General features: G+C 44.7%; 17 protein-coding genes and 2 tRNA genes. 15 read left to right on the forward strand and 4 right to left on the reverse strand.

Features of this window, described 5'->3' with window-relative positions; genetic code table 11:
• Window positions 1-108 precede the first annotated feature (108 nt).
• The 15 genes from folP to PSI23_RS01490 all read left to right on the forward strand — a co-directional run bounded on the left by folP (window position 109) and on the right by PSI23_RS01490 (window position 15,758).
• Window positions 109-963, forward strand: a complete 855-nt coding sequence (folP, locus tag PSI23_RS01425) for a dihydropteroate synthase (RefSeq protein ID WP_273553384.1) — start codon at window positions 109-111, stop codon at window positions 961-963.
• 135 nt (window positions 964-1,098) lie between these two features.
• Entirely contained in the window at window positions 1,099-2,436 is a 1,338-nt protein-coding gene (gene glmM / locus PSI23_RS01430) for a phosphoglucosamine mutase (RefSeq protein ID WP_273553385.1), read from the forward strand.
• Window positions 2,437-2,615: 179 nt separating this feature from the next.
• On the forward strand, window positions 2,616-2,957 hold the full coding sequence (gene secG, locus PSI23_RS01435; protein ID WP_273553386.1) for a preprotein translocase subunit SecG: 342 nt from the start codon (window positions 2,616-2,618) through the stop codon (window positions 2,955-2,957).
• Between the two features lie 97 nt (window positions 2,958-3,054).
• Window positions 3,055-3,144: transfer RNA gene (locus PSI23_RS01440), tRNA-Leu, on the forward strand.
• 58 nt (window positions 3,145-3,202) lie between these two features.
• A tRNA-Met gene (locus PSI23_RS01445) sits at window positions 3,203-3,279 on the forward strand.
• A 223-nt stretch (window positions 3,280-3,502) separates the two neighbouring features.
• A complete protein-coding gene (rimP, locus tag PSI23_RS01450) occupies window positions 3,503-3,955 on the forward strand; it encodes a ribosome maturation factor RimP (protein WP_273553387.1) in 453 nt (150 codons plus the stop codon).
• Between the two features lie 21 nt (window positions 3,956-3,976).
• Window positions 3,977-5,485, forward strand: a complete 1,509-nt coding sequence (nusA, locus tag PSI23_RS01455) for a transcription termination factor NusA (RefSeq protein ID WP_273553388.1) — start codon at window positions 3,977-3,979, stop codon at window positions 5,483-5,485.
• 25 nt (window positions 5,486-5,510) lie between these two features.
• The gene (infB, locus tag PSI23_RS01460) at window positions 5,511-8,282 is read left to right on the forward strand and encodes a translation initiation factor IF-2 (protein ID WP_273553389.1); all 2,772 of its coding nucleotides are present in this window, start codon (window positions 5,511-5,513) and stop codon (window positions 8,280-8,282) included.
• A 75-nt stretch (window positions 8,283-8,357) separates the two neighbouring features.
• Window positions 8,358-8,768 (forward strand): 30S ribosome-binding factor RbfA, encoded by a 411-nt coding sequence (rbfA, locus tag PSI23_RS01465; RefSeq protein WP_273553390.1) that lies wholly within the window; start codon window positions 8,358-8,360, stop codon window positions 8,766-8,768.
• Entirely contained in the window at window positions 8,768-9,712 is a 945-nt protein-coding gene (truB, locus tag PSI23_RS01470; protein WP_273553391.1) for a tRNA pseudouridine(55) synthase TruB, read from the forward strand. Before rbfA ends, truB begins: the two co-directional genes overlap by 1 nt.
• A 198-nt stretch (window positions 9,713-9,910) precedes the next feature.
• Window positions 9,911-10,180, forward strand: a complete 270-nt coding sequence (gene rpsO / locus PSI23_RS01475; protein WP_273553392.1) for a 30S ribosomal protein S15 — start codon at window positions 9,911-9,913, stop codon at window positions 10,178-10,180.
• Window positions 10,181-10,440: 260 nt separating this feature from the next.
• The gene (gene pnp, locus PSI23_RS01480) at window positions 10,441-12,579 is read left to right on the forward strand and encodes a polyribonucleotide nucleotidyltransferase (protein WP_273553393.1); all 2,139 of its coding nucleotides are present in this window, start codon (window positions 10,441-10,443) and stop codon (window positions 12,577-12,579) included.
• Between the two features lie 180 nt (window positions 12,580-12,759).
• Entirely contained in the window at window positions 12,760-13,644 is an 885-nt protein-coding gene (gene nlpI, locus PSI23_RS01485; protein ID WP_273553394.1) for a lipoprotein NlpI, read from the forward strand.
• 106 nt (window positions 13,645-13,750) lie between these two features.
• On the forward strand, window positions 13,751-13,825 hold the full coding sequence (locus PSI23_RS23570; protein ID WP_489686875.1) for a hypothetical protein: 75 nt from the start codon (window positions 13,751-13,753) through the stop codon (window positions 13,823-13,825).
• Window positions 13,815-15,758: a DEAD/DEAH family ATP-dependent RNA helicase gene (locus tag PSI23_RS01490; protein ID WP_273553395.1), complete on the forward strand. Its 1,944-nt coding sequence runs from the start codon at window positions 13,815-13,817 to the stop codon at window positions 15,756-15,758. Before PSI23_RS23570 ends, PSI23_RS01490 begins: the two co-directional genes overlap by 11 nt.
• A gap of 135 nt (window positions 15,759-15,893) precedes the next feature.
• Here the strand turns inward: PSI23_RS01490 and PSI23_RS01495 are convergent, their stop codons facing one another.
• From PSI23_RS01495 to PSI23_RS01510, 4 genes are all read right to left on the reverse strand, one after another.
• Complete coding sequence (locus tag PSI23_RS01495; RefSeq protein WP_273553396.1) at window positions 15,894-16,136, reverse strand: hypothetical protein; 243 nt, start codon at window positions 16,134-16,136, stop codon at window positions 15,894-15,896.
• 58 nt (window positions 16,137-16,194) lie between these two features.
• Complete coding sequence (gene btsR / locus PSI23_RS01500) at window positions 16,195-16,914, reverse strand: two-component system response regulator BtsR (RefSeq protein WP_273553397.1); 720 nt, start codon at window positions 16,912-16,914, stop codon at window positions 16,195-16,197.
• A gap of 2 nt (window positions 16,915-16,916) precedes the next feature.
• Window positions 16,917-18,614 carry a sensor histidine kinase gene (locus PSI23_RS01505; RefSeq protein WP_273553398.1) on the reverse strand — a complete coding sequence of 566 codons (1,698 nt, stop codon included), beginning with the start codon at window positions 18,612-18,614 and terminating at the stop codon, window positions 16,917-16,919.
• A gap of 298 nt (window positions 18,615-18,912) precedes the next feature.
• Window positions 18,913-21,990 (reverse strand): inverse autotransporter beta domain-containing protein, encoded by a 3,078-nt coding sequence (locus PSI23_RS01510; RefSeq protein ID WP_273553399.1) that lies wholly within the window; start codon window positions 21,988-21,990, stop codon window positions 18,913-18,915.
• Window positions 21,991-22,610 lie beyond the last annotated feature (620 nt).

The following is a 22,610-nucleotide window of genomic DNA, read 5'->3' on the forward strand; positions in this document are numbered from 1 at the left end:
TACCAACCAAGGGCAATAACGAATTGTTGCTCTTTTGGACTTGAAGACTGTATTTCTTAAATTAAACCCCAGGCTTGTCCTGGGGTTTTGATATTAAGGCACCTAGCGATGAAACTAACAGCCAGAGGCAGTGTCCTCAATCTTGCCTGCCCACAAGTGATGGGAATTTTGAACGTTACTCCCGATTCTTTCTCTGATGGTGGAACCCATAATACCTTTGACATAGCATTGAGACATGCCGCTAAGATGATTGAAGAGGGAGCGGCCATTATTGATGTGGGAGGAGAGTCAACTCGTCCCGGCGCTGATGAGGTAAGTGAGCAGGAAGAATTGGATCGTGTTATTCCAGTGATTGAAGCCCTGGCACAGCGCTTTGATACTTGGATCTCCGTGGATACGTCAAAAGCTGCTGTCATGCGAGAATCAGCCAAGGCAGGGGCTCATATTATCAATGATATTCGCGCGTTGCAGGAACCAGAAGCACTTGATGCGGCAGCACAAAGTGGCTTGCCAATCTGCTTAATGCATATGCAGGGACAACCCCGTACTATGCAAACTGAACCTCATTATGAGGATGCCTTATCGGAAGTAAAAACATTTCTGATACAGCAAATTGAGCGCTGTATTACGGCGGGTATTGCAAAAAACAACCTGATTCTTGATCCTGGCTTCGGTTTTGGTAAGAACTTATCGCATAATTATCAGTTATTGGCTCGCTTGCAAGAATTCCATCATTTGGGCTTGCCTATTCTGGCGGGGATGTCACGTAAATCTATGATTGGTAAATTGCTTGATGTACCACCGCAGGAGCGTGCGACAGGAAGTGTCGCTTGTGCTGTAATTGCAGCCATAAAAGGTGCCCAAATTATCCGTGTGCATGATGTGAAAGAAACCGTTCAGGCAATGCAAATCGTTCATGCAACACTGTCTGCCAACATGGCTTGCAAGGAATACGGTATCTGAAAAGAATACGATTTTTGTAAAATGCACAGTTTGTAAAGTATAACGTTTGTAAAATACAACGTCTGTAAAGCACATGATGCCAGCAAAAATTCGCTGTGAGCAGAGAAATAAGTTCAGCAAAGGAAAAAGAAATTTATGAGTAACCGTAAATATTTTGGTACTGACGGTATCCGTGGCAAAGTGGGTAATACCCCGATTACCCCTGACTTTGTTTTGAAACTTGGTTGGGCTGCAGGAAAAGTGCTGGCGCGTCATGGTTCTCGCAAAATCATCATTGGTAAAGATACCCGAGTCTCAGGTTATATGCTGGAATCTGCACTGGAAGCAGGGTTGGCCGCCGCAGGATTATCAGCATCTTTTACCGGCCCTATGCCAACACCTGCTGTGGCATATCTGACACGTACTTTTCGTGCAGAGGCTGGCATTGTTATTTCCGCTTCCCATAATCCTTACTATGATAACGGTATTAAATTTTTCTCTATTGATGGAACTAAATTACCTGATGATGTTGAAGAAGCGATTGAATCGGAAATGGAAAAACCCCTGACTTGTGTGGAATCTGCTGAGTTAGGGCGTGCAAATCGGATTGTTGATGCGGCGGGTCGCTACATTGAATTTTGTAAAGGAACATTTCCCAGTGAGCAAAGTTTAAATGGATTGAAAATTGTTTTAGATTGCGCTAACGGTGCTACTTACCACATTGCTCCGAATGTTCTCAGAGAGCTGGGAGCGGATGTTATTATGATTGGTTGCGAGCCTAATGGCATCAATATCAATGAAGAATGCGGTGCAACAGATGTTCGTCTATTGCAAAAGCGAGTACTGGAAGAGCAGGCACACGTTGGTCTGGCATTTGATGGCGATGGTGACCGTATCATCATGGTTGATCATCTGGGTCAAAAAGTTGATGGTGATCAAATTCTTTATATCATCGCGCGTGAAGCCTTGCGACAAGGCCAGCTACGTGGTGGAGCAGTGGGTACGTTGATGAGCAATATGGGGCTGGAGTTGGCACTAAAACAGCTTGGCATTCCATTTGCGCGAGCGAAGGTCGGCGATCGCTATGTGCTGGAAAAATTGCAGGAAAAAGGTTGGCGTCTTGGCGCAGAAAACTCAGGCCACGTGATTTTGCTGGATAAAACTACAACAGGTGACGGAATTGTTGCTGGATTGCAAGTCTTGAGTGCTATGGTACGCAATAATATGAGCCTGCATGACCTATGCAGTGGTATGAAACTGTTGCCTCAAATTTTGGTTAACGTTCGCTTTGCGGGTGATACCGATCCCTTGCAATCAGAATTAGTGCTGGAAGCCGTAAAATTAGTTGAGGCGGAATTGAATGGCTGTGGTCGTGTTCTGTTGCGTAAATCAGGTACAGAGCCATTGATTCGCGTAATGGTGGAAGGTGAAGATGAAAAGCAAGTCACTGCATTGGCGCATCGTATCGCAGATGCAGTGAAAAAAATCAGTTGATTTGTTGATTTTTTCTTCGATTGGCGCCAGTATTTAAAATTAATCTTGCGTGTCTGATACGCTTTGGTTAGTATTCACACCCGCTCAATAAGTTAATTTCTTTAATTTTGTGGGCGGGTGATGCACTATAACGTCGCTACGAAATTGTGGTAAACCCCACGAGGAAACGGGTACAACATATGTATGAAGCTCTTTTAGGTATATTCTTGCTGGTTGGTATCGGGCTGATCGCTCTGGTTCTGCTACAGCAGGGTAAAGGTGCTGATATGGGTGCTTCTTTCGGCGCGGGTGCATCTAGCACACTGTTTGGTTCATCGGGTTCCAGTAACTTCATGACTCGTATGACAGCTATTTTGGCTACGCTATTTATTGTTATCAGTCTGATTTTGGGTAACATGACCAGCAACAAGACTAGTTCCAGTAGTAAATGGGATAATCTTGTCGAACCTGTAAGAGTTGAAAAACATACAGAAGTTCCGGCACCGCCAGTAAAACCAAATAATAGTGATATCCCGCAGTAAATTTCAGTAATAGAATTGAAATAGGGTTGTTGGTTTTAACAGTGTTGTTTTTAATTGTTAGTAAATAACCATTAAAATAACAGTCCTATGAATCAGTGCCGAGGTGGTGAAATTGGTATACACGCTACCTTGAGGTGGTAGTGCCTAAACAACGGGCGTACGGGTTCAAGTCCCGTCCTCGGCACCATTAATCTAGAAACTTGCGTTTTTAGTATTATCAGCGTAAGATTTGCCACGTTTTCGAACGCGGGATGGAGCAGCATGGTAGCTCGTCGGGCTCATAACCCGAAGGTCGTCGGTTCAAATCCGGCTCCCGCAACCACTTCTTAATAACATGTACCTTTTCAACAGTAATAATTCGACAGCCATTGAGATATCGATCCTGATTTGGCAGATTGCTTTGAAAGGTATAGAAAGAAGCTGGTTGAGACCACTGGCAGTAAACAGGGTCCAGTTGCATAAAGCCCCGAGTCTCGGGGTTTTTTGTTATTTGACAGCAGAACTACTGGGCTATATAGCCCTTTTTTTATGTCTTGGGGGTGGGCTTGTCCACATTAGAGCAAAAATTAACAGAGATGATTTCAGCACCAGTTGAAGCTTTGGGTTTTGAATTAGTTGGCCTGGAGTTTATTCGCGCACGTGTATCAACTTTGCGGGTCTATATCGATAGTGAAGAGGGTATCACTGTTGATAATTGTGCTGATGTTAGCCACCAGGTCAGTGCAGTGCTTGATGTTGAAGATCCGATTTCAGTACTTTATAACCTGGAAATATCTTCACCAGGGCTTGAGCGTCCACTGTTTAAAGCTGAGCATTACCAGCGTCTTATGGGTGAAAAAGTCAGCTTAGTTTTACGCATGGCAATGCAGAATCGTCGCAAATGGCAAGGTATCATCAAGGCCGTTGATGGTGAAATGATTACGGTTACGGTGGATGGAAAAGACGAAGTGTTCGCACTGAGCAACATCCAGAAAGCGAACCTGGTACCCCACTTTTAAAGTTCGGATGAGGCAACTAGGATGAATAAAGAAATTCTGGCTGTTGTGGAAGCGGTTTCTAATGAAAAATCTCTCCCTCGCGAAAAAATCTTCGAAGCATTAGAGATTGCACTGGCGACAGCCACCAAGAAAAAGTATGAGCAGGAGATCGACGTTCGCGTTTGCATCGATCGTAAATCGGGTGATTTTGATACCTTCCGTCGTTGGTTAGCTGTAGACGAAGTGACTCAGCCAACACGCGAAATCACACTAGAAGCTGCAAAATATGATGACCCAGAGGTTGAACTGGGTGGTTATATTGAAGATCAAATTGAATCAGTGACTTTTGACCGTATCACGACACAAACGGCAAAACAGGTTATCGTACAGAAAGTACGTGAAGCTGAGCGTGCGATGGTTGTGGATCAATTCCGTGAACAGCAAGGCGAAATTGTGACCGGTCAGGTCAAAAAAATGAACCGCGAAAATATTACTTTGGATTTAGGTAATAACGCTGAAGCGGTTATTTTGCGTGAAGACATGTTGCCACGGGAAAACTTCCGTCCGGGTGACCGCGTACGCGGTGTCCTGTATGATGTGCGTCCTGAAGCGCGTGGTGCACAGCTTTTCATCACCCGTTCTCGTCCAGAGATGTTGGTTGAGTTGTTCCGCATCGAAGTGCCTGAGGTTGGCGAAGAGATCATTGAGATCAAAGCTGCTGCCCGTGATCCAGGTTCCCGAGCAAAGATTGCAGTGAAAACCAACGACAAACGTATTGATCCTGTTGGCGCTTGTGTCGGTATGCGTGGTGCAAGGGTACAGGCCGTTTCCAGCGAGCTGGGCGGTGAAAGAATTGACATTGTGCTGTGGGACGATAACCCTGCGCAGTTTGTCATTAATGCAATGGCTCCGGCGGATGTTGCATCTATTGTGGTTGACGAAGATAACTGCACAATGGATGTTGCCGTAGAAAATAGTAATCTTGCTCAGGCGATTGGACGTAATGGTCAAAACGTTCGCCTAGCGGCACAGCTGTTGAAAAAGCATTGTGGTGATGACAAGTGGGAACTGAATGTCATGACTGCGGAAGAGCTACAAGCAAAACATCAGGCAGAAGCACATGCTTCTATTGATACATTTACTAAGCATCTCGACATTGATGAAGATTTCGCCACCGTATTGGTCGAGGAAGGCTTCTCCACACTAGAAGAGTTGGCCTATGTGCCAATCAATGAACTTCTGGCAGTAGAAGGTCTTGATGAAGAAACTGTTGAAGTTCTTCGTGAACGCGCTAAAGCGGCCTTGACGACGCTGGAACTGGCTCAGAAAGAGAGTCTTGGTGATCAGCAACCTGCCGAAGATTTATTGAATCTGCCTGGCATGGAGCGTACTTTGGCGTTTGACCTGGCTGCCCGTGGCATCTGTACTCTGGAAGATCTTGCCGAGCAGGGTATCGACGACTTATCTGATATCGAAGGACTGAATGATGAGAAAGCAGGAGAACTCATTATGGCAGCCCGTAATATCTGTTGGTTTGGCGATGATGCATAAATAAACTGTAGCAGGAAGGAACAGAATGACAGAGGTAACCGTAAAATTACTGGCAGAAGAGATCCAGACATCGGAAGAACGTCTAATCCAGCAATTCGCTGATGCTGGCATTCAGAAAACCGCAACTGACTCTGTTTCCCAGAAAGAAAAAGAAGCTTTGCTGGCCCACCTTAACCGCGAACAAGGCGGTTCTGGCGGTCAGCCAGGTAAATTGACACTACAGCGTAAAACGCGCAGTACACTAAACGTTCCTGGCACCGGTGGCAAAAGTAAATCGGTAGCGATTGAAGTCCGCAAAAAACGCACATATGTAAACCGCGATGCCATTGAACAGGTTACAGCGGAAGAACAGGCGCAGCGTGAAGCGGAAGAGCAAGCTCGGCGCGAGGCAGAAGAGAAGGCGCGGCTTGAAGCTGAAGCGAAACAACTCGCGGAAGAGCAAGCTAAACGTGTAGCTGAAGAAAAGGCGAAACGTGAAGCAGAAGAGAGCGCTCAACGTGAAGCAGAAGAAAAAGCCAAACGTGAAGAGGCTAAACTGTCTCAGCGTGAGGCGGCGGAAAAAGAAAAAGTGACTAAGCAACATACCGAAAACAAACAAAAATCAGTTCAGACTGAATCTGCCGCGCAAAATGAAAAAGCGCGTCGTGAAGCGGAAGCTGCAAATTTAAAACGTAAAGCTGAAGAAGAAATGAGCCGTAAGGTGGAAGCAGAAGCTAAGCGTGTTGCAGAAGAAGCGCGTAAAATGGCAGAAGAGAATCAAGAAAAATGGTCTAATGTCTCTGATAACAATGAGAATAGTGACTACCACGTAACCACTTCCCGCTATGCTCGTGATGCGGAAGATGAAAATGACGCCAAAGTAGAAGGCGATCGTCGTGCCCGCTCCCGTGGCGGCAAAGCAGCCCGCCAGAAGAAGAATAACAAACATTCTGAATCGAAAGCAGATCGCGAAGAAGCACGTGCAGTGGGTCGTACCAAAGGTAAACAACGTAAGCCTAGCTCTTTACAGCAGAGCTTCACTAAACCTGTTGCCGCGGTTAACCGTGATGTCGTGATTGGTGAAACAATTACTGTAGCTGAATTAGCTAACAAAATGGCCGTTAAAGGTGCTCAGGTTATCAAAACCATGATGAACATGGGAGCAATGGTAACCATCAACCAAGTTATCGATCAAGAAACAGCGCAAATGGTTGCCGAAGAAATGGGGCACAAAGTTATCCTGCGTCGTGAAAACGAGCTGGAAGAAGCGCTGATGAGCGATCGTGATACGGGTGAAACTCTGGCAGAATATCGTGCTCCAGTTGTAACTATCATGGGTCACGTTGACCACGGTAAAACCTCTTTGCTGGACTATATCCGCTCCACTAAAGTGGCTTCCGGAGAGGCTGGCGGCATTACCCAGCACATTGGTGCTTATCATGTGGAAACTGAAAAAGGCATGATCACCTTCCTGGATACTCCGGGTCATGCTGCATTTACTTCCATGCGTGCACGTGGTGCGAAGGCAACAGATATCGTTGTTCTGGTTGTAGCAGCGGATGATGGCGTAATGCCTCAGACCGTAGAAGCTGTCCAGCATGCTAAAGCGGCCAACGTACCGGTTGTTGTTGCTGTGAACAAGATCGATAAGCCAGAAGCTGATCCGGATCGTGTGAAGAATGAACTGTCACAATACGGCATCATTCCAGAAGATTGGGGCGGTGAAACCCAGTTCATCAATGTGTCTGCTAAAGCGGGTCTTGGTATTGATGAATTGCTGGAATCAATTTTGCTTCAGGCTGAAGTTCTTGAACTGAAATCTGTACGTACTGGCATGGCGAATGGTGTAGTCATTGAATCCTTCTTGGATAAAGGCCGTGGTCCAGTTGCAACTATTCTGGTTCAGTCTGGTACTCTGAACAAAGGTGATATCGTTCTGTGTGGCTTCGAATATGGCCGTATCCGTGCGATGCGTAACGAATTAGGCCGTGAAGTGACCTCAGCTGGCCCATCTATCCCAGTGGAAATTTTGGGTCTGTCCAATGTTCCATCTGCGGGTGATGAAGCGACTGTTGTTCGTGATGAGAAAAAAGCGCGTGAAGTGGCCCTGTATCGTCAGGGTAAATTCCGCGAAGTGAAATTGGCTCGTCAGCATAAGTCCAAGCTGGAAAATATCTTCGCCAACATGGAAGAAGGTAAGGTATCAGAGCTGAATATCGTTCTGAAAACTGATGTTCAGGGTACATGTGAAGCAATTTGTGACTCACTGCTGAAACTGTCCACAGATGAAGTGAAAGTGAAAATCATCGGTTCTGGTGTGGGTGGTATCACTGAAACTGACGCAACACTGGCAGCGGCATCTAACGCAATTATTCTGGGCTTTAACGTTCGTGCTGATGCTTCTGCGCGTCGTATCATCGAAAACGAAAGCTTGGATCTGCGTTACTACTCCGTTATCTATAACCTGATTGATGAGATCAAACAGGCAATGAGCGGTATGCTGGCACCAGAATATAAACAGCAGATCATGGGTCTTGCCGAAGTTCGTGACGTATTTAAGTCACCGAAATTTGGTGCAGTTGCTGGTTGTATGGTGACAGAAGGTTCCATCAAGCGTAATAACCCGATCCGTGTACTGCGCAATAACGTCGTAATTTACGAAGGTGAATTGGAATCCTTGCGTCGCTTTAAGGATGATGTTAACGAAGTCCGTAATGGTATGGAATGTGGTATCGGTGTGAAGAACTACAATGATGTTCGCGTTGGCGACATGATTGAAGTCTTTGAAGTGATTGAAATCAAACGCTCCATTGATTAATACCATCATCTATCCAATAGATTTATTCCATTCTTGGGGGGCTTAATGCCCCCCAAAATGTCAGGAGATATAACAATGGCAAGAGAATTCAGTCGTACTCAACGCGTTGCACAGGAAATGCAAAAAGAGATTGCCATCATCTTACAGCGCGAAGTCAAAGATCCCCGTATCGGAATGGCGACGGTCTCTGGTGTTGAGGTTTCCCGCGATCTGGCTTATGCCAAAGTATTTGTAACCTTTCTGAATGTACTGGTGGAAGGCCATGATTCAGATAGGGTGGAAGAAGGTATCAAGGCATTGAACGAAGCTTCTGGTTTTATTCGTTCCCTGCTGGGTAAAGCGATGCGTCTGCGTGTCATTCCTGAACTGACATTTTCTTATGACAGTTCTTTGGTGGAAGGGATGCGTATGTCGAATTTGGTCAGCAATGTCGTTAAAAACGATGAGAAGCGTCGCGTATCTGCGGATCACAACGAGGAAAAGTGATGGGACGCCGTCGTAGAGGCCGTGCTATACACGGTGTACTGTTGCTGGATAAGCCACAGGATATTTCCTCCAATGATGCGTTGCAGAAAGTAAGGCGGATTTTCAATGCCAGTAAAGCGGGTCACACTGGCGCACTAGATCCATTGGCAACAGGTATGTTGCCGATTTGTCTTGGTGAAGCCACCAAATTTTCCCAATTCTTGCTGGATTCTGACAAACGCTATCGTGTGATTGCCCGTTTAGGACAGCGTACGGATACTTCGGATTCACATGGGACAATCATTAGTGAACGTGAAGTAAAAATCACCGAATCTCAGCTTGATGCTGCATTGGATACATTCCGTGGTGATACCATGCAGGTTCCTTCCATGTACTCTGCATTGAAACATCAGGGAAAACCGCTATACGAATATGCCCGTAAGGGGATTGAAGTTGAGCGGGAAGCGCGTCCTGTCACTGTTTATGAATTACAATTCATTCGCTGGGAAGGGAATGAGCTGGAATTAGAAATACACTGTTCCAAGGGAACTTACATTCGAACCATCATTGATGACTTAGGGGAACTTTTGGGCTGTGGCGCTCATGTCATTTACTTGCGTCGTTTGCAGGTTGCCAATTATCCCAATCAAAGAATGGTAACGTTGGAACAATTACATGAATTAAAACAACAGGCTGAAGATCAAGAGATTGAGGCGTGGGAATTGCTTGATCCATTGTTGCTACCAATGGATACCGCCGTCGCCCATTTTCCTGTCATTCATTTAACTTCCGTGGTTGCGTCTTACTTTAAACAAGGCCAACCAGTTCGAAGCAAACATAATTTGACTTCAAATGAATGGGTGAGGGTCACCGAAGGAGATGAAAATAAATTCATCGGCATTGCGGTGATTGATGATGATGGCTTAGTGGCTCCGCGCCGTTTAGTTGTTGAAGAAACTGAATAGCTGTTGAAACTGAAATCGAATAATGATAGCAACCGACAAGGAATTTAAAGCAGGCAAATTGAGTAGGGGTACAGAATGACGATGATTGTGCTGTCTTGCGCTTCACTTATTTGCAGCGTAGAATACCGCGTCTATATATGAGTTGCTGAATTAGAGATCGGCACTTGTCATTTTAAATTACACATTTGGAGTTATACTATGTCTCTAAGTACTGCTGCAAAAGCACAGATTATTACTGAATTTGGTCGCGGCGCTAACGACAGTGGTTCCAGCGAAGTTCAGATCGCACTGCTGACTGCTGACATCAACCAATTGCAAGGTCACTTTTCAGAGCACAAAAAAGATCACCACAGCCGTCGTGGTCTGCTGAGAAAGGTTGCACAGCGCCGTAAGCTGCTGACCTACCTGAAGGGTAAAGATTTGGCACGTTATACTGCTCTGATTGAGCGTCTGGGACTGCGTCGCTAATCGATGTGTTTCAGTGGAAAGGGGCCTAATCGGGCCCCTTTTCTTCTAGGAAACGGAATCGATAGGAACCGGAATTAAGAGATTTAAACACTATTTTTACCGTTTCTAAAATTTAAATCTCTTCCGCTACAGTGACTCGCGCGGCTAATGAGAGTCCTTAAAGGAGTGAGCACTGTCATTAGTCGTGAGGGTGTAGCAAGAAGAGAAAATCCATTGTTGTCGTTCTTTTAAAACGACAACACTAACAAAGGAACATTATTTTGCTGAATCCGATTGTTCGTAAATTCCAGTATGGTCAACACACTGTGACCATCGAAACCGGCATGATGGCTCGTCAGGCGACAGCAGCCGTTATGGTAAGTATGGATGACACTGCGGTGTTTGTAACCGTCGTAGGTCAAAAGAAAGCCAAAGCAGGTCAGAATTTTTTCCCTCTGACTGTTAACTATCAGGAGCGTACTTACGCTGCTGGTCGTATTCCGGGAAGTTTCTTCCGTCGTGAAGGTCGTCCGGGAGAAGGTGAAACGTTAGTTGCTCGTCTTATTGACCGTCCTCTGCGCCCTCTGTTCCCAGAAGGTTTCCTGAATGAAGTTCAAATCATCGCGACAGTCGTTTCTGTTAACCCACAAGTAAACCCTGATATTGTTGCCATGATTGGCGCTTCTGCTGTATTGGCATTGTCTGGTATCCCATTCAATGGCCCAATTGGTGCTGCGCGCGTTGGTTATGTCAATGATCAGTACGTACTGAACCCAACCAGTGATGAGCTGAAAAACAGCCGTCTGGATTTGGTTGTTGCAGGTACTGAAGGTGCGGTACTGATGGTAGAATCCGAAGCGGAGCTGCTGTCTGAAGAACAAATGTTGGGTGCGGTTGTGTTTGGTCACGAGCAACAACAGATTGTGATTGATAACATCAATGCATTGGTCGCTGAAGCGGGCAAAGAGAAGTGGGATTGGTCACCAGAGTCTATCAATCAGTCTTTGCACGATCACGTTGCGGAACTGGCTGAAAGCCGTCTGGGTGATGCTTATCGCATTACTGAGAAGCAGGAGCGTTACGCTCAGGTTGATATCATCAAAGAAGAAGTCTCTGCGGCCATTCTGGCAGAATCTGCGGAAAAAGGCATTGAACTGGAAGAGGCAGAAATCCTTGAAGTTCTGTCTGTTCTGGAGAAAAACGTTGTTCGTGGTCGTGTCCTGCGTGGCGAGCCTCGTATTGATGGCCGTGAAAAAGACATGGTTCGTGCTCTGGATGTTCGCACAGGCGTACTGCCACGTACTCATGGTTCATCTCTGTTCACCCGTGGTGAAACGCAGGCACTGGTTGCTGCAACACTGGGTACAGAGCGTGATGCTCAAGTTATTGATGAACTGATGGGTGAGCGTGCAGATCGCTTCCTGTTCCATTATAACTTCCCTCCATACTCTGTAGGTGAAACAGGCATGGTCGGTTCACCAAAACGTCGTGAAATTGGTCACGGTCGTCTGGCGAAACGTGGCGTATTGGCTGTAATGCCAAGCATCAACGAATTCCCATATACCGTTCGTGTAGTTTCTGAAATCACTGAATCCAACGGTTCTTCTTCTATGGCTTCTGTCTGTGGTGCTTCATTGGCACTGATGGATGCTGGCGTGCCAATCAAGGCTGCCGTTGCAGGTATCGCAATGGGTCTGGTGAAAGAAGGAGATAACTTTGTTGTTCTGTCTGACATTCTGGGTGACGAAGATCATCTGGGCGACATGGACTTTAAAGTTGCAGGTAGCCGTGATGGTGTCAGCGCATTGCAAATGGATATCAAAATCGAAGGCATTACCCGTGAAATCATGCAGATTGCTCTGAATCAGGCTAAAGGTGCCCGTCTGCATATCCTTAATGTAATGGAGCAGGCAATTCAGAGTCCACGCAATGATATTTCTGAATTTGCACCACGTATCCACACTATCAAGATCAATCCAGACAAGATCAAAGATGTGATTGGTAAAGGTGGTTCCGTGATCCGCGCATTGACGGAAGAAACAGGCACCACCATTGAAATCGAAGATGATGGTACAGTGAAGATTGCGGCGACTGACAGTGATAAAGCACGTCATGCCATCAGTCGTATTGAAGAAATCACGGCTGAAGTTGAAGTTGGCCGTATTTATAGTGGTAAAGTTACCCGTATTGTTGATTTTGGTGCATTTGTTGCCATCGGCGGCGGTAAAGAAGGGCTGGTACATATCTCTCAGATCGCGGACAAACGTGTAGAGAAAGTCACTGATTACTTGCAAATCGGGCAAGAAGTTCCTGTGAAGGTGTTGGAAATTGACCGTCAGGGTCGTATCCGCCTGAGCATGAAAGAAGCCCTGATCACGACTGATGAAACACCACAGTCAACAGAATCATCAGTAGAATAAATTTGACGTAAAGAGCGGTGTCCTGTAAAAAGGGCGCCGTTTATCTCAATATATTTCGGGTTGTTATTTACAGTAACTTGAAATATGAGAGAAAGTTAATTTTGGGCAGGAAGCCTGAAACATACAATGTGGGTGGAGTAACAGGGCATTCTGATTAATGTCTGACTTCGGGAGTGGGAAATGAATTCTTTTCTGCGCTGGTATTATGTTGCGGCTATTTTTCTTCTTGTAGGATGTAGCAGCAATGGGTGGCGTAAAAATGAAGTTATTGCTATTCCATTACAGCCAGCATTGCAACAAGAGGTTATCCTGGCCCGCATAGAACAAATACTTGCGAGTCGGTCTCTCACGGAAGATGAGTATGCACAGCTTTTATATGAACGCGGTGTGCTGTATGATAGCCTTGGGCTGAGGGCACTGGCGCAGAATGATTTTTCAGTGGCTTTGTCTATCCGTCCTGATATTCCTGATATTTTTAATTATCTAGGAATTTATTTTACGCAGGCAGGCAATTTTGATTCTGCCTATGAAGCGTTTGATTCTGTTTTAGAGCTTGATCCAACTTACAATTACGCGCGAATGAATCGCGGCATTTCACTGTATTACGGTGGCCGTTATCGATTGGCGCAGGATGATCTGCAGGCGTTTTATCAAGACAATCCGAATGATCCCATCCGTTCGTTGTGGTTGTACCTTGTGGAAGAAAAAATTGATTCTAAGGTTGCAATGACGAATTTGTCGTACCATTTTGACAAAGCGAACCGAGGGCTATGGGGCTGGAATATCGTTGAATTCTATTTGGGCAAAATCAGTGAAAAAACACTGATGGAGCGATTACAACAGAACTCAACGGATAACACTTCGCTCGCTGAGCATCTCAGTGAAACTGACTTCTATTTAGGTAAGCATTACCTAAGTCTGGGGGATGAGGATAGCGCAGCTGCGTTATTCAAGCTGACGGTAGCTAACAATGTCCATCACTTTGTTGAGCACCGCTACGCATTGTTGGAATTGGCGTTACTAGGCCAAAAACAAGATGACTTATCGGAATCGAACCAACAATAGCTGACGAACATATTCACGACAGATTTTAAAGTCCACATCTCTAGAGGTGGGGGCTTGTTTGTTCGTTTAATAACATAATTTGAGCCAGTTCACATTTTAAATGAAAATGACAGAAATTCTTTTCACTGTGTTATGTAGACTGGCCGCCACAATTAATGAGGCACCATTACATGACCACTGAGACTGAAATCTCTTTTGCTGATTTAGGTTTATCAGCCCCTATTCTTTCTGCACTGGAAGGCTTGGGCTATGAAAAGCCTTCTCCTATTCAACAACAATGTATTCCTCACCTGCTGAACGGCTGTGATGTGCTGGGCATGGCACAGACGGGTAGTGGTAAAACTGCGGCATTCAGCTTGCCTTTACTGCATAACATTGATGCTGAACTTAAAGCTCCACAGATCCTTGTGTTAGCACCAACCCGTGAACTGGCGGTACAGGTTGCTGAAGCGTGTTCAGAGTTCTCCAAGCATATGCGCAATGTGAATGTTGTTGCACTTTACGGTGGGCAGCGTTACGACGTCCAATTACGTGCATTGCGTCAAGGGCCACAAGTTGTGGTGGGAACGCCTGGCCGTCTGTTAGATCACTTGAAACGTGGAACATTGGACCTGTCCAATCTGAAAGGTCTGGTACTGGATGAAGCCGACGAAATGTTGCGTATGGGCTTTATCGAAGATGTTGAAAACATCATGAGCCAGATCCCTGCTGAACACCAGACAGCTCTGTTCTCAGCAACTATGCCTGAAGCGATTCGCCGCATTACCCGTCGCTTCATGAATAACCCACAAGAAGTTCGTATTCAGAGCAATGTCACCAACCGTCCTGACATCAGCCAGAGCTATTGGTCTGTTTACGGCGTGCGCAAAAACGAAGCACTGGTACGTTTCCTTGAAGCAGAAGATTTTGATGCTGCGATTATTTTCGTACGTACCAAAAATGCAACGTTGGAAGTGGCAGAAACTCTGGAGCGCAACGGTTACAACTCTGCAGCACTGAATGGTGACATGAATCAGGCTTTGCGCGAACAAACACTTGAGCGCCTGAAAAATGGTCGTTTGGACATTCTGATTGCGACTGATGTAGCTGCTCGTGGTCTGGATGTTGAACGCATTAGTTTGGTTGTTAACTACGATATCCCAATGGATGCAGAATCTTATGTACACCGTATCGGTCGTACTGGTCGTGCAGGCCGGGCAGGTCGTGCCCTGTTGTTTGTTGAAAACCGCGAGCGTCGTTTGCTGCGTAACATTGAACGCACCATGAAACTGACAATTCCAGAAGTTGAACTGCCGAACGCAGAACTTCTGGGTCAGCGTCGTCTGGAGAAATTTGCCGCTAATGTTCAGCAGCAATTGGAAAGCAGCGATCTGGATCAATACCGCGCATTGCTGTCTAAGATGGGCACTGGTGATGAACTGGATATGGAAACACTAGCAGCAGCCTTGCTGAAAATGGCACAGGGTGAGCGCACACTTATTCTGCCACCAGACCCAGTGCGTCGTCCTCGTCGTGAATTCAACGATCGTGATGACCGCCGTAATGGCAACAGTTTTGGTGAGCGTGACCGCGGTGACCGAAATGACAGAGGTGACAAAGCTGACAGAGGTGATCGTCCTCGTCGTGAACGTCGTGACGTGGGTGATATGGAACTGTATCGCATTGATGTGGGTCGTGATGATGGTGTTGAAGTTCGCCATATCGTGGGCGCAATTGCAAACGAAGGTGATATCAGCAGCCGTTACATCGGCAATATCAAACTGTTTGCGACTCATTCCACGATTGAGCTGCCAAAAGGGATGCCAGGTGAATTACTGTCTCACTTTACCCGTACCCGTATTTTGAACAAACCACTGAACATGCAGCTGTTGGGTGATGCACAACCATTTGAACGTCGTGAGCGTCGTGGTGGTGGTCGCAATGGTAATGGTGGTAACGGCGGTAATGGTGGAAATGGCCCACGTCGTGACCGTGAGGGTTTCGGCAATAACGGTGGTCGCCGTTTTAACAGCGAACGTCGTGGTGGTGGTGAGCGTGGTTCTTTCCGCGGTCGCAGCAACGATGATTCCAATGGTGGTGCATCTCGTCGCCGTCAAAGCAGTGGCAACGTATAAGATAACGTATAAGTACATACGAATATCTGATTGACTTGCTGGATTCATTGTGTTGAAAATATCGCAATGATAGATTGAATAAAGCCCTTTCTCTGTAAGAAGAAAGGGCTTTTTCTATTTATAGCATATGATTATTTATGACATATGATGCTCCAATGGATGAATCAGTACACGGTGTTTACACTCAAAAATCTGCTTAATTCCTTTCAGAAAGCCATGCCGATGAAGCAGAGTGTGTAACTGAAATTCTGCATCATAAAACTTACCGATAAGTAAACGTGACGTACTGAAATTTCCCTCAATCTCCACCTCTTTCTGATTATTGAGGTTTTTTAGGATCATTCTATTTGTCTTAATTTTGAGATAAAAATCCGCCAAGGGCATCTCCTTTGTTTATTTTTCCTGTAGGATCAGGAGATTATGCCCTAAGCGATGATTAATTTAACCCCAATTCTTCTTTTAGGGGTTTCAGATAACGACGGCTCACAGGAATACGTTTATCATTGCTTAGAACCAGTTCTGCCTGTCCGCTTTCGACAAAAACAATTTCCCGCAAATGGGTCATATTGACGAGATATTGGCGATGGCAACGAGTCAATGAAGTACGGGTTTCCAGAGTACGCAGGGTCAACTCGGTAAAGCCTTCCTGTCCGTTGGCGCTCATGACATATACACCACTTAGCCGGGAAGTGACATACAGTACATCACCCAATGGCATCAACCAGATGCGGCTATGTCCAGTACAGGGAATGTATTTCAGTTGCTCATCTTCGCGTTGCAGATCTGCCAGATTCTGTTTTTGATAACCGGAACGCAGCCGTTGCAAAGTTTTATTCAAACGCTCTTTTTCCAGCGGCTTTAACAAATAATCGAAAGCGTGCTCTTCAAAGGCTTGCACCGCATACTCATCAAAAGCGGTCAAAAAGACAATATAAGGGCGATGCTCAGGATCGAGCATACCTACCATTTCAAGCCCAGTAATACGGGGCATTTGAATATCAAGGAAAACGACATCGGGTTTCAGACGATGGATAGCACCGATTGCTTCCACTGCATTGGCACATTCACCGATGATTTGAATATCCTTTTTCTCTTCCAGCAGGCAACGTAGGTTCTCACGCGCCAGAGGTTCATCATCAACAATCAATACATTCATACTTACGCCGCTTTGTCAGCCCCTTTTTCCAACGGTAAACATAAAATGATACGAGTAAATGCTTCTGGCTGGCATTCAACATGCACGCCGTAGTGCTCACCATAGCGAAGACGCAGACGTTTATCTACCAGACTCATCCCAAGTCCATCTCCCATTTGTTCAGAGCAATAAAGTCCTGCATTGTCTTCAATTTCTACTCGCAGCAAATTGATATCCTGATAGGCACGGATCGTAATTTGTCCTGTTTCTAATAACTGTGACGTACCATGCTTGATGGCATTTTCTACCATAGGTTGCAGAGAAAATGCGGGTAATTTTGCATAGCGCAGCGCTTCGGGTATCTCTATGGTAATCTGAAGACGTTCACGGAAGCGCGCTTTCTCAATTTGTAAGTAAGCATTTACATGTTCTATTTCATTCTCCAGTGTGGCGATGTCTTCGGACCGTTTCAAATTCTTACGGAAAAATGTTGAAAGATACTGTACAAGCTGGCCTGCCTGCTGACTATCTCGCCGAATGACCGCTTGTAACGTATTTAAGGCATTAAATAAAAAGTGAGGATTTACTTGCGCGTGAAGGAGCTTTATTTCTGATTGCAGTAACGATTGCTTATTCCGTTCATACTGTCCGGCAAGAATTTGGGCTGAGAGCAGACTGGCAATGCCCTCGCCTAATGTGCGATTGATGGAACTGAATAAACGATTCTTGGCTTCGTAAAGTTTGATAGTACCAATGACCTGCTGATTTTCTCCACGTAAAGGGATAACCAATGCTGAGCCGAGTTTGCAGGTTGGGTTGAGGGAACAGCAATAAGGTGTTTTATTGCCATCGGCATACACGACTTCATTATTCTTAATAGCACGATGAGACTGTTCGGCAGCAATGGGAGTACCGGGTAAATGATGATCTGAACCGGTGCCGATAAACGCCAGTAACTTCTCTCTGTCTGTAATCGCGACAGCACTGATCTCCAATTCCTGATAGATAACTTTTGCTACACGCATACTATTATCTTCATTGAATCCTTTATGCAAAATTCCCTCTGTACAGACAGCAATTTTTAAGGCTTGGGCAGAAAAAGCGTTGTTGTATTTTTCGAAAATGGCACGTCTGTCCAATAAAATACGGATAAACATGGCCGCTCCTACACTATTGGCGATAATCATAGGAGCAGCGATATCTTTCACCAAATTCAGTGCGTCGCCAAAAGGATTGGTAAGAAGAAGGATGATCCCCATCTGGGTGCATTCAGCAAAGAAAGTGACAATAGCCGCCGTCCACGGGTTCAGCAACTTATTAATCTGGCCTCGTTTCATCAGGTAAATATGGACAAGGCCACCAAGCACGCCTTCCACAATGGTGGATACCATACAACTGAACGCAGTCATACCTCCGAGAGAATAGCGATGCAGCCCTCCAGTGAAGCCCACCATTGCTCCTACTGTGGGACCACCGAACAGTCCTCCCAAGACGGCACCGATAGCACGGGTATTGGCAATAGAATCATTAACATTCAGCCCAAAGTACGTTCCCATAATGCAAAAAATAGAAAAAATAACGTAACACATCAATTTATGTGGTAAGCGAACGGTGACTTGCAGCAGGGGAACAAACAGAGGTGTTTTACTTAGCAGCCAGGCGGTCACCAAATAGACACACATCTGCTGAAGTAATAACAACACGAGGTTAAATTCGTACATATATTTTCGTTGTGAGATTAATAACGATGAATAAATTTAAAGTAACATTATCAAAGGTTGAATTTCATGTCGTCAATAGACTTTTATATAGTCAAGAAACTTCGGTAGAAGCACGTATTTATTCTCACGAAATTTCAAGTTGTATTGAGGCGGCAATAAGATGGTAAGCCATAGCTTTCTATGTGACGATTGAATGAACGTAGTCAACAAAAAGTAATTCGAAAGACGAAGGATATCAATATAGGCAGGATGCTCCGCCCCTTATCGGGACGGATTTTTTGTTAAGAAATGAATGGAATTAGTTCTTGCAGCTAACGTAATCGAAGGTATTATCTGAGATGACATGTGGATTGTAGTGATCGATGGTCATCGAATAATATCCAGTTACTGGTCTTTTATCTTTTTGTCCCTGTTCCCCATTTGGGTCTGTTCCCGGCGTTGAAGAACGATAGGCGCGACCGTCTGGCCAGCCAAACATATCTTGTATTTTACCCGCATAGACTTGACTCAGGTTGATCAACTCACCTTTTGTCGGTAGTTTTGCGTGCATTATGCCCTGACAATATGAGAATGCGCCTTTATTGCTACGGCGATGCCATAATTCACCATGCTCAAAATGCGTGGCCTTTCCTACTCTATGGCCTTTTTCTGCCTCTACTTGTAATAGTGGTCGTCTAAACGTGATTCCATGTAGAGTTATCGTTTCAGCCATGTGTCCCCAAAAGTTTGCATCTGGAACGTCTGGGCTGGTAATCACAGTGAAAATAACATCTTCCGATTCAGGCGCAGCGCTGCCATCCGCTTTGGCAGACAGCGTTGTCTTCACTCCAAGTCCGTTTGGATCGGTCACGGTGACAGGCAGAATACCTTGGTTATCGCTGAAATCCTGATACATACCTAATTTATCATTGAGCAATACCGAGATCTTCTGAGACTCATTCTGGCGGTTTAGCGCTTTGATAGCTTTAAGATTTACAGCTACATTTCGGACGAATTTCCCATGATTCAGTGTTTTGATTTTCAAGGTGATTGGCTCATCTTTTTTAACTTTATTGGCACTCATCGTAATCGTGATTTTGTCGGCGAGTCCTCGGACTGTGCCACCTCTACCGCCATCATGAGTATAATTGCCTTGCCCGCTTCCCATGCTGCTATCAACGATTTGGGTATTCCCAATGAGGCCCAGCCCGTTTTGTGCTTGCACAGCAAGTGCTTTCACTGTACCTGCATCTGATTGTGTCAGTGTATAGTCAGGGATTTTGCCTGACTCGGTAATCGTATTACCCTTGCTAATATCAATACTGCCTTTGTTACTCCATACATAACGGGATTTATCAACTGTATCCCCATGATTAGCGTAAAAATTATAGGTTGCACTCAGTTTTTGCCCCATAACTAACTTACCGGTTATGGTCAAATTTTTGACAATTGGTGCATCGGGATGCACGAATGTGATCTCTACGGGATTGATAGTTATTCCGTACACTTTCGGCGTAACTTTCAGGATCCCCGTTTTTTTACCGGCAATAAGCAGAGATTGATAAACACCCGGTTGCGTTTCTTTCAGTGTTGCGATTTTTGGATCGCTGCCTTCTCCACTTAATACATTGGTGAGCAATTTGATATCTGAAGCAATACCGCTGACTGGATGGTTATCTTTGTTCTTTAAGGTTAGCGTCAGGATAGTGGTGGAATGATCATCAGCCAGTAGTTCTGTATCTTTTGTGGTAAAAGTTGATTTATCATTATTGATTCTCTCTGGGAGGACTTGCACCTGAATTTCTACTCGTTTGGAAGCATTACCACGCTTATCATAAGCAATGGCCCCCACCATATAGCTATTATTGCCTTGAGATTGGTATTTTGGCAGGGTCAGCAGATAGCTAAGGTCACTCTTGTGTTTGATCTGCCCACCATTGGCCCGCAGCCTTGTGGCATCCCATTGGATATAGTTAAACCCATACTTGCTGTTGACACTGATACGGAGGGGCTTAATCTCACCCGCATGACCGATAACCTGATTATCCATCGCCAGAGAGATCACTTCACGTTTACGGTATTCAAGAACGATCTGATTATTGCGCTCAACCAAATCATAACGACTGCCTTGCAGGGTACGTTTGGCTGCTACTGCATCCGGATCAATTTGTTTTGACCACGGTGTGCCTATTTCATAATTCAGCTCCATATTGAACTGAGTATCTCCGCTACCGGACATATTTTGTTTACGGTCAATACCGAAAGTCAGTAATGGGATAGGGGTATAATTAATCCCGATAGTGAAGGCGGAAGGATCTTTTTTGCGGTGGCCTTTATTTATTAGCCCAACTTCATCTCCGAAGTATTGTTCATACATCAACTTACCACCGAGCTGTGGTAAAGAAGGCCAATAGCCTTGTACTTTCAGGTCGAATCCATTAGCGGGGCGTTCATCATAATCGGCCAGAAGGTGCGATTCTTTCCAATTACTTAAACGAAAATAGCCGTTCGTAGACAATTTAAGGTAATTACGGGCATATTCTGCGCCAAGGCCGAGTCGGCTATTATCACCAGTGATATCGTGGTCGAAAAAAGCATTGTAACCCAGCATCCAACCGTCAAAAAACTGACGTTGTCCAAATCCGATATTGATGGTGTTGCGCTTATCAATATGGCGAAGGCCGAATTGTATGAAAACCAGCTGATGAGGGGTATCATACAGTGGCAGCAACATATCAAACTGACTGTTATCCAAATGACCATGACTATCCATATTAGTTTGCACACGAGCTGTGCCGTAGCGTCCCAACCAATTTTGGATTTGCTGACTGGCTTCTCCCATTGCCAGATTGTTTAATTGACTCATTGCATTATTTTTAATGTCGTCACTGCCCAGCAACTGACCAATTCGAGAGGAAACTTCAGCCAGGCGCTTAGAGTTTTCGTCTGTAGTATCTGTAGTCGAGGCCTTTTTTACTGTAATCGGAGCCTTGTCTAATGAAGATCGCTCTAATGATGACTGTTGTAATGAATAATAATTAAAGGGAAGAAGTTTATTATTTCGAGGTTTTGGGACATCAATCTCACTACCAACGCCGAGTGCGGTAAAAGGCTTATCAAAAGTACGCAGCTGGTTGATTTTTTTTAAGTCAGAGACGGTTAAGCCATAACGTTTGGCGACAGAATTGACTGTTTCTCCTGATTTCAGGACATAATGCTCTGTTGGTAAAGCCCATTTTTCATTTTGAAAAGTTGAATGTGTTTTGGCTGTAGCGATAGCGGGAGTGAATGCACCAGCAATGGGAAGCACAAGTTGGGTGATAATGTTCACCCAAGCTACACGTTTCAACAACTCTTGCTGATTCTGTAGCCACGGCTTATCGAATTTTTTGTTCATAGCTATAAACCTGTAACAATAAAAAAACATCAGGTGATAGCCAGCAGTAAACCTATCCATTTCAGGATATTACTTTCTATTTACTACTCGCCATGAGTCGTGTAACCAGGGAGAAAAACGCCAGATAGTGACGAAATAAAAGAATGACAACACGGCATTACCTGATTTGAGACATTACAAAATAGTTAACAAATTCTGATTGATAGTTAACTTCTAGGCTATTGATCTAGTATTTTGCATTTGTAAGATTTTTTATTCCAACATAAAATCAATTATTGATCAATATAACTTTCACTATCAATCATTATCAATAAAACTGAGAATGGAGAAAAAATGGCTGCTTTAGCTAATTCAGGTATTATTCTAATATTCAAAACATGTTTTATCTTATTAATTAAGTAAAAACAAATGGTTATCATTCTTATTTGTATTGTTTGGATGCTATTTTCCTGATTAAAATAAAATCAGCATAAAATATAAGAGAATATTATTGGTTAACTATTTGCTATGATCTATTGCCTATTTTCGTTTTCCTTTTTTATTGCAAACGACCCAAGAATGTATACTCATTGTTTGTATAGCAATATATAAAATTAATTTTCAGCCATTAATGCTAAAAT

Origin of the sequence: Xenorhabdus yunnanensis (genome assembly GCF_028598805.1) — a bacterium.
GTDB lineage: Bacteria > Pseudomonadota > Gammaproteobacteria > Enterobacterales > Enterobacteriaceae > Xenorhabdus > Xenorhabdus yunnanensis.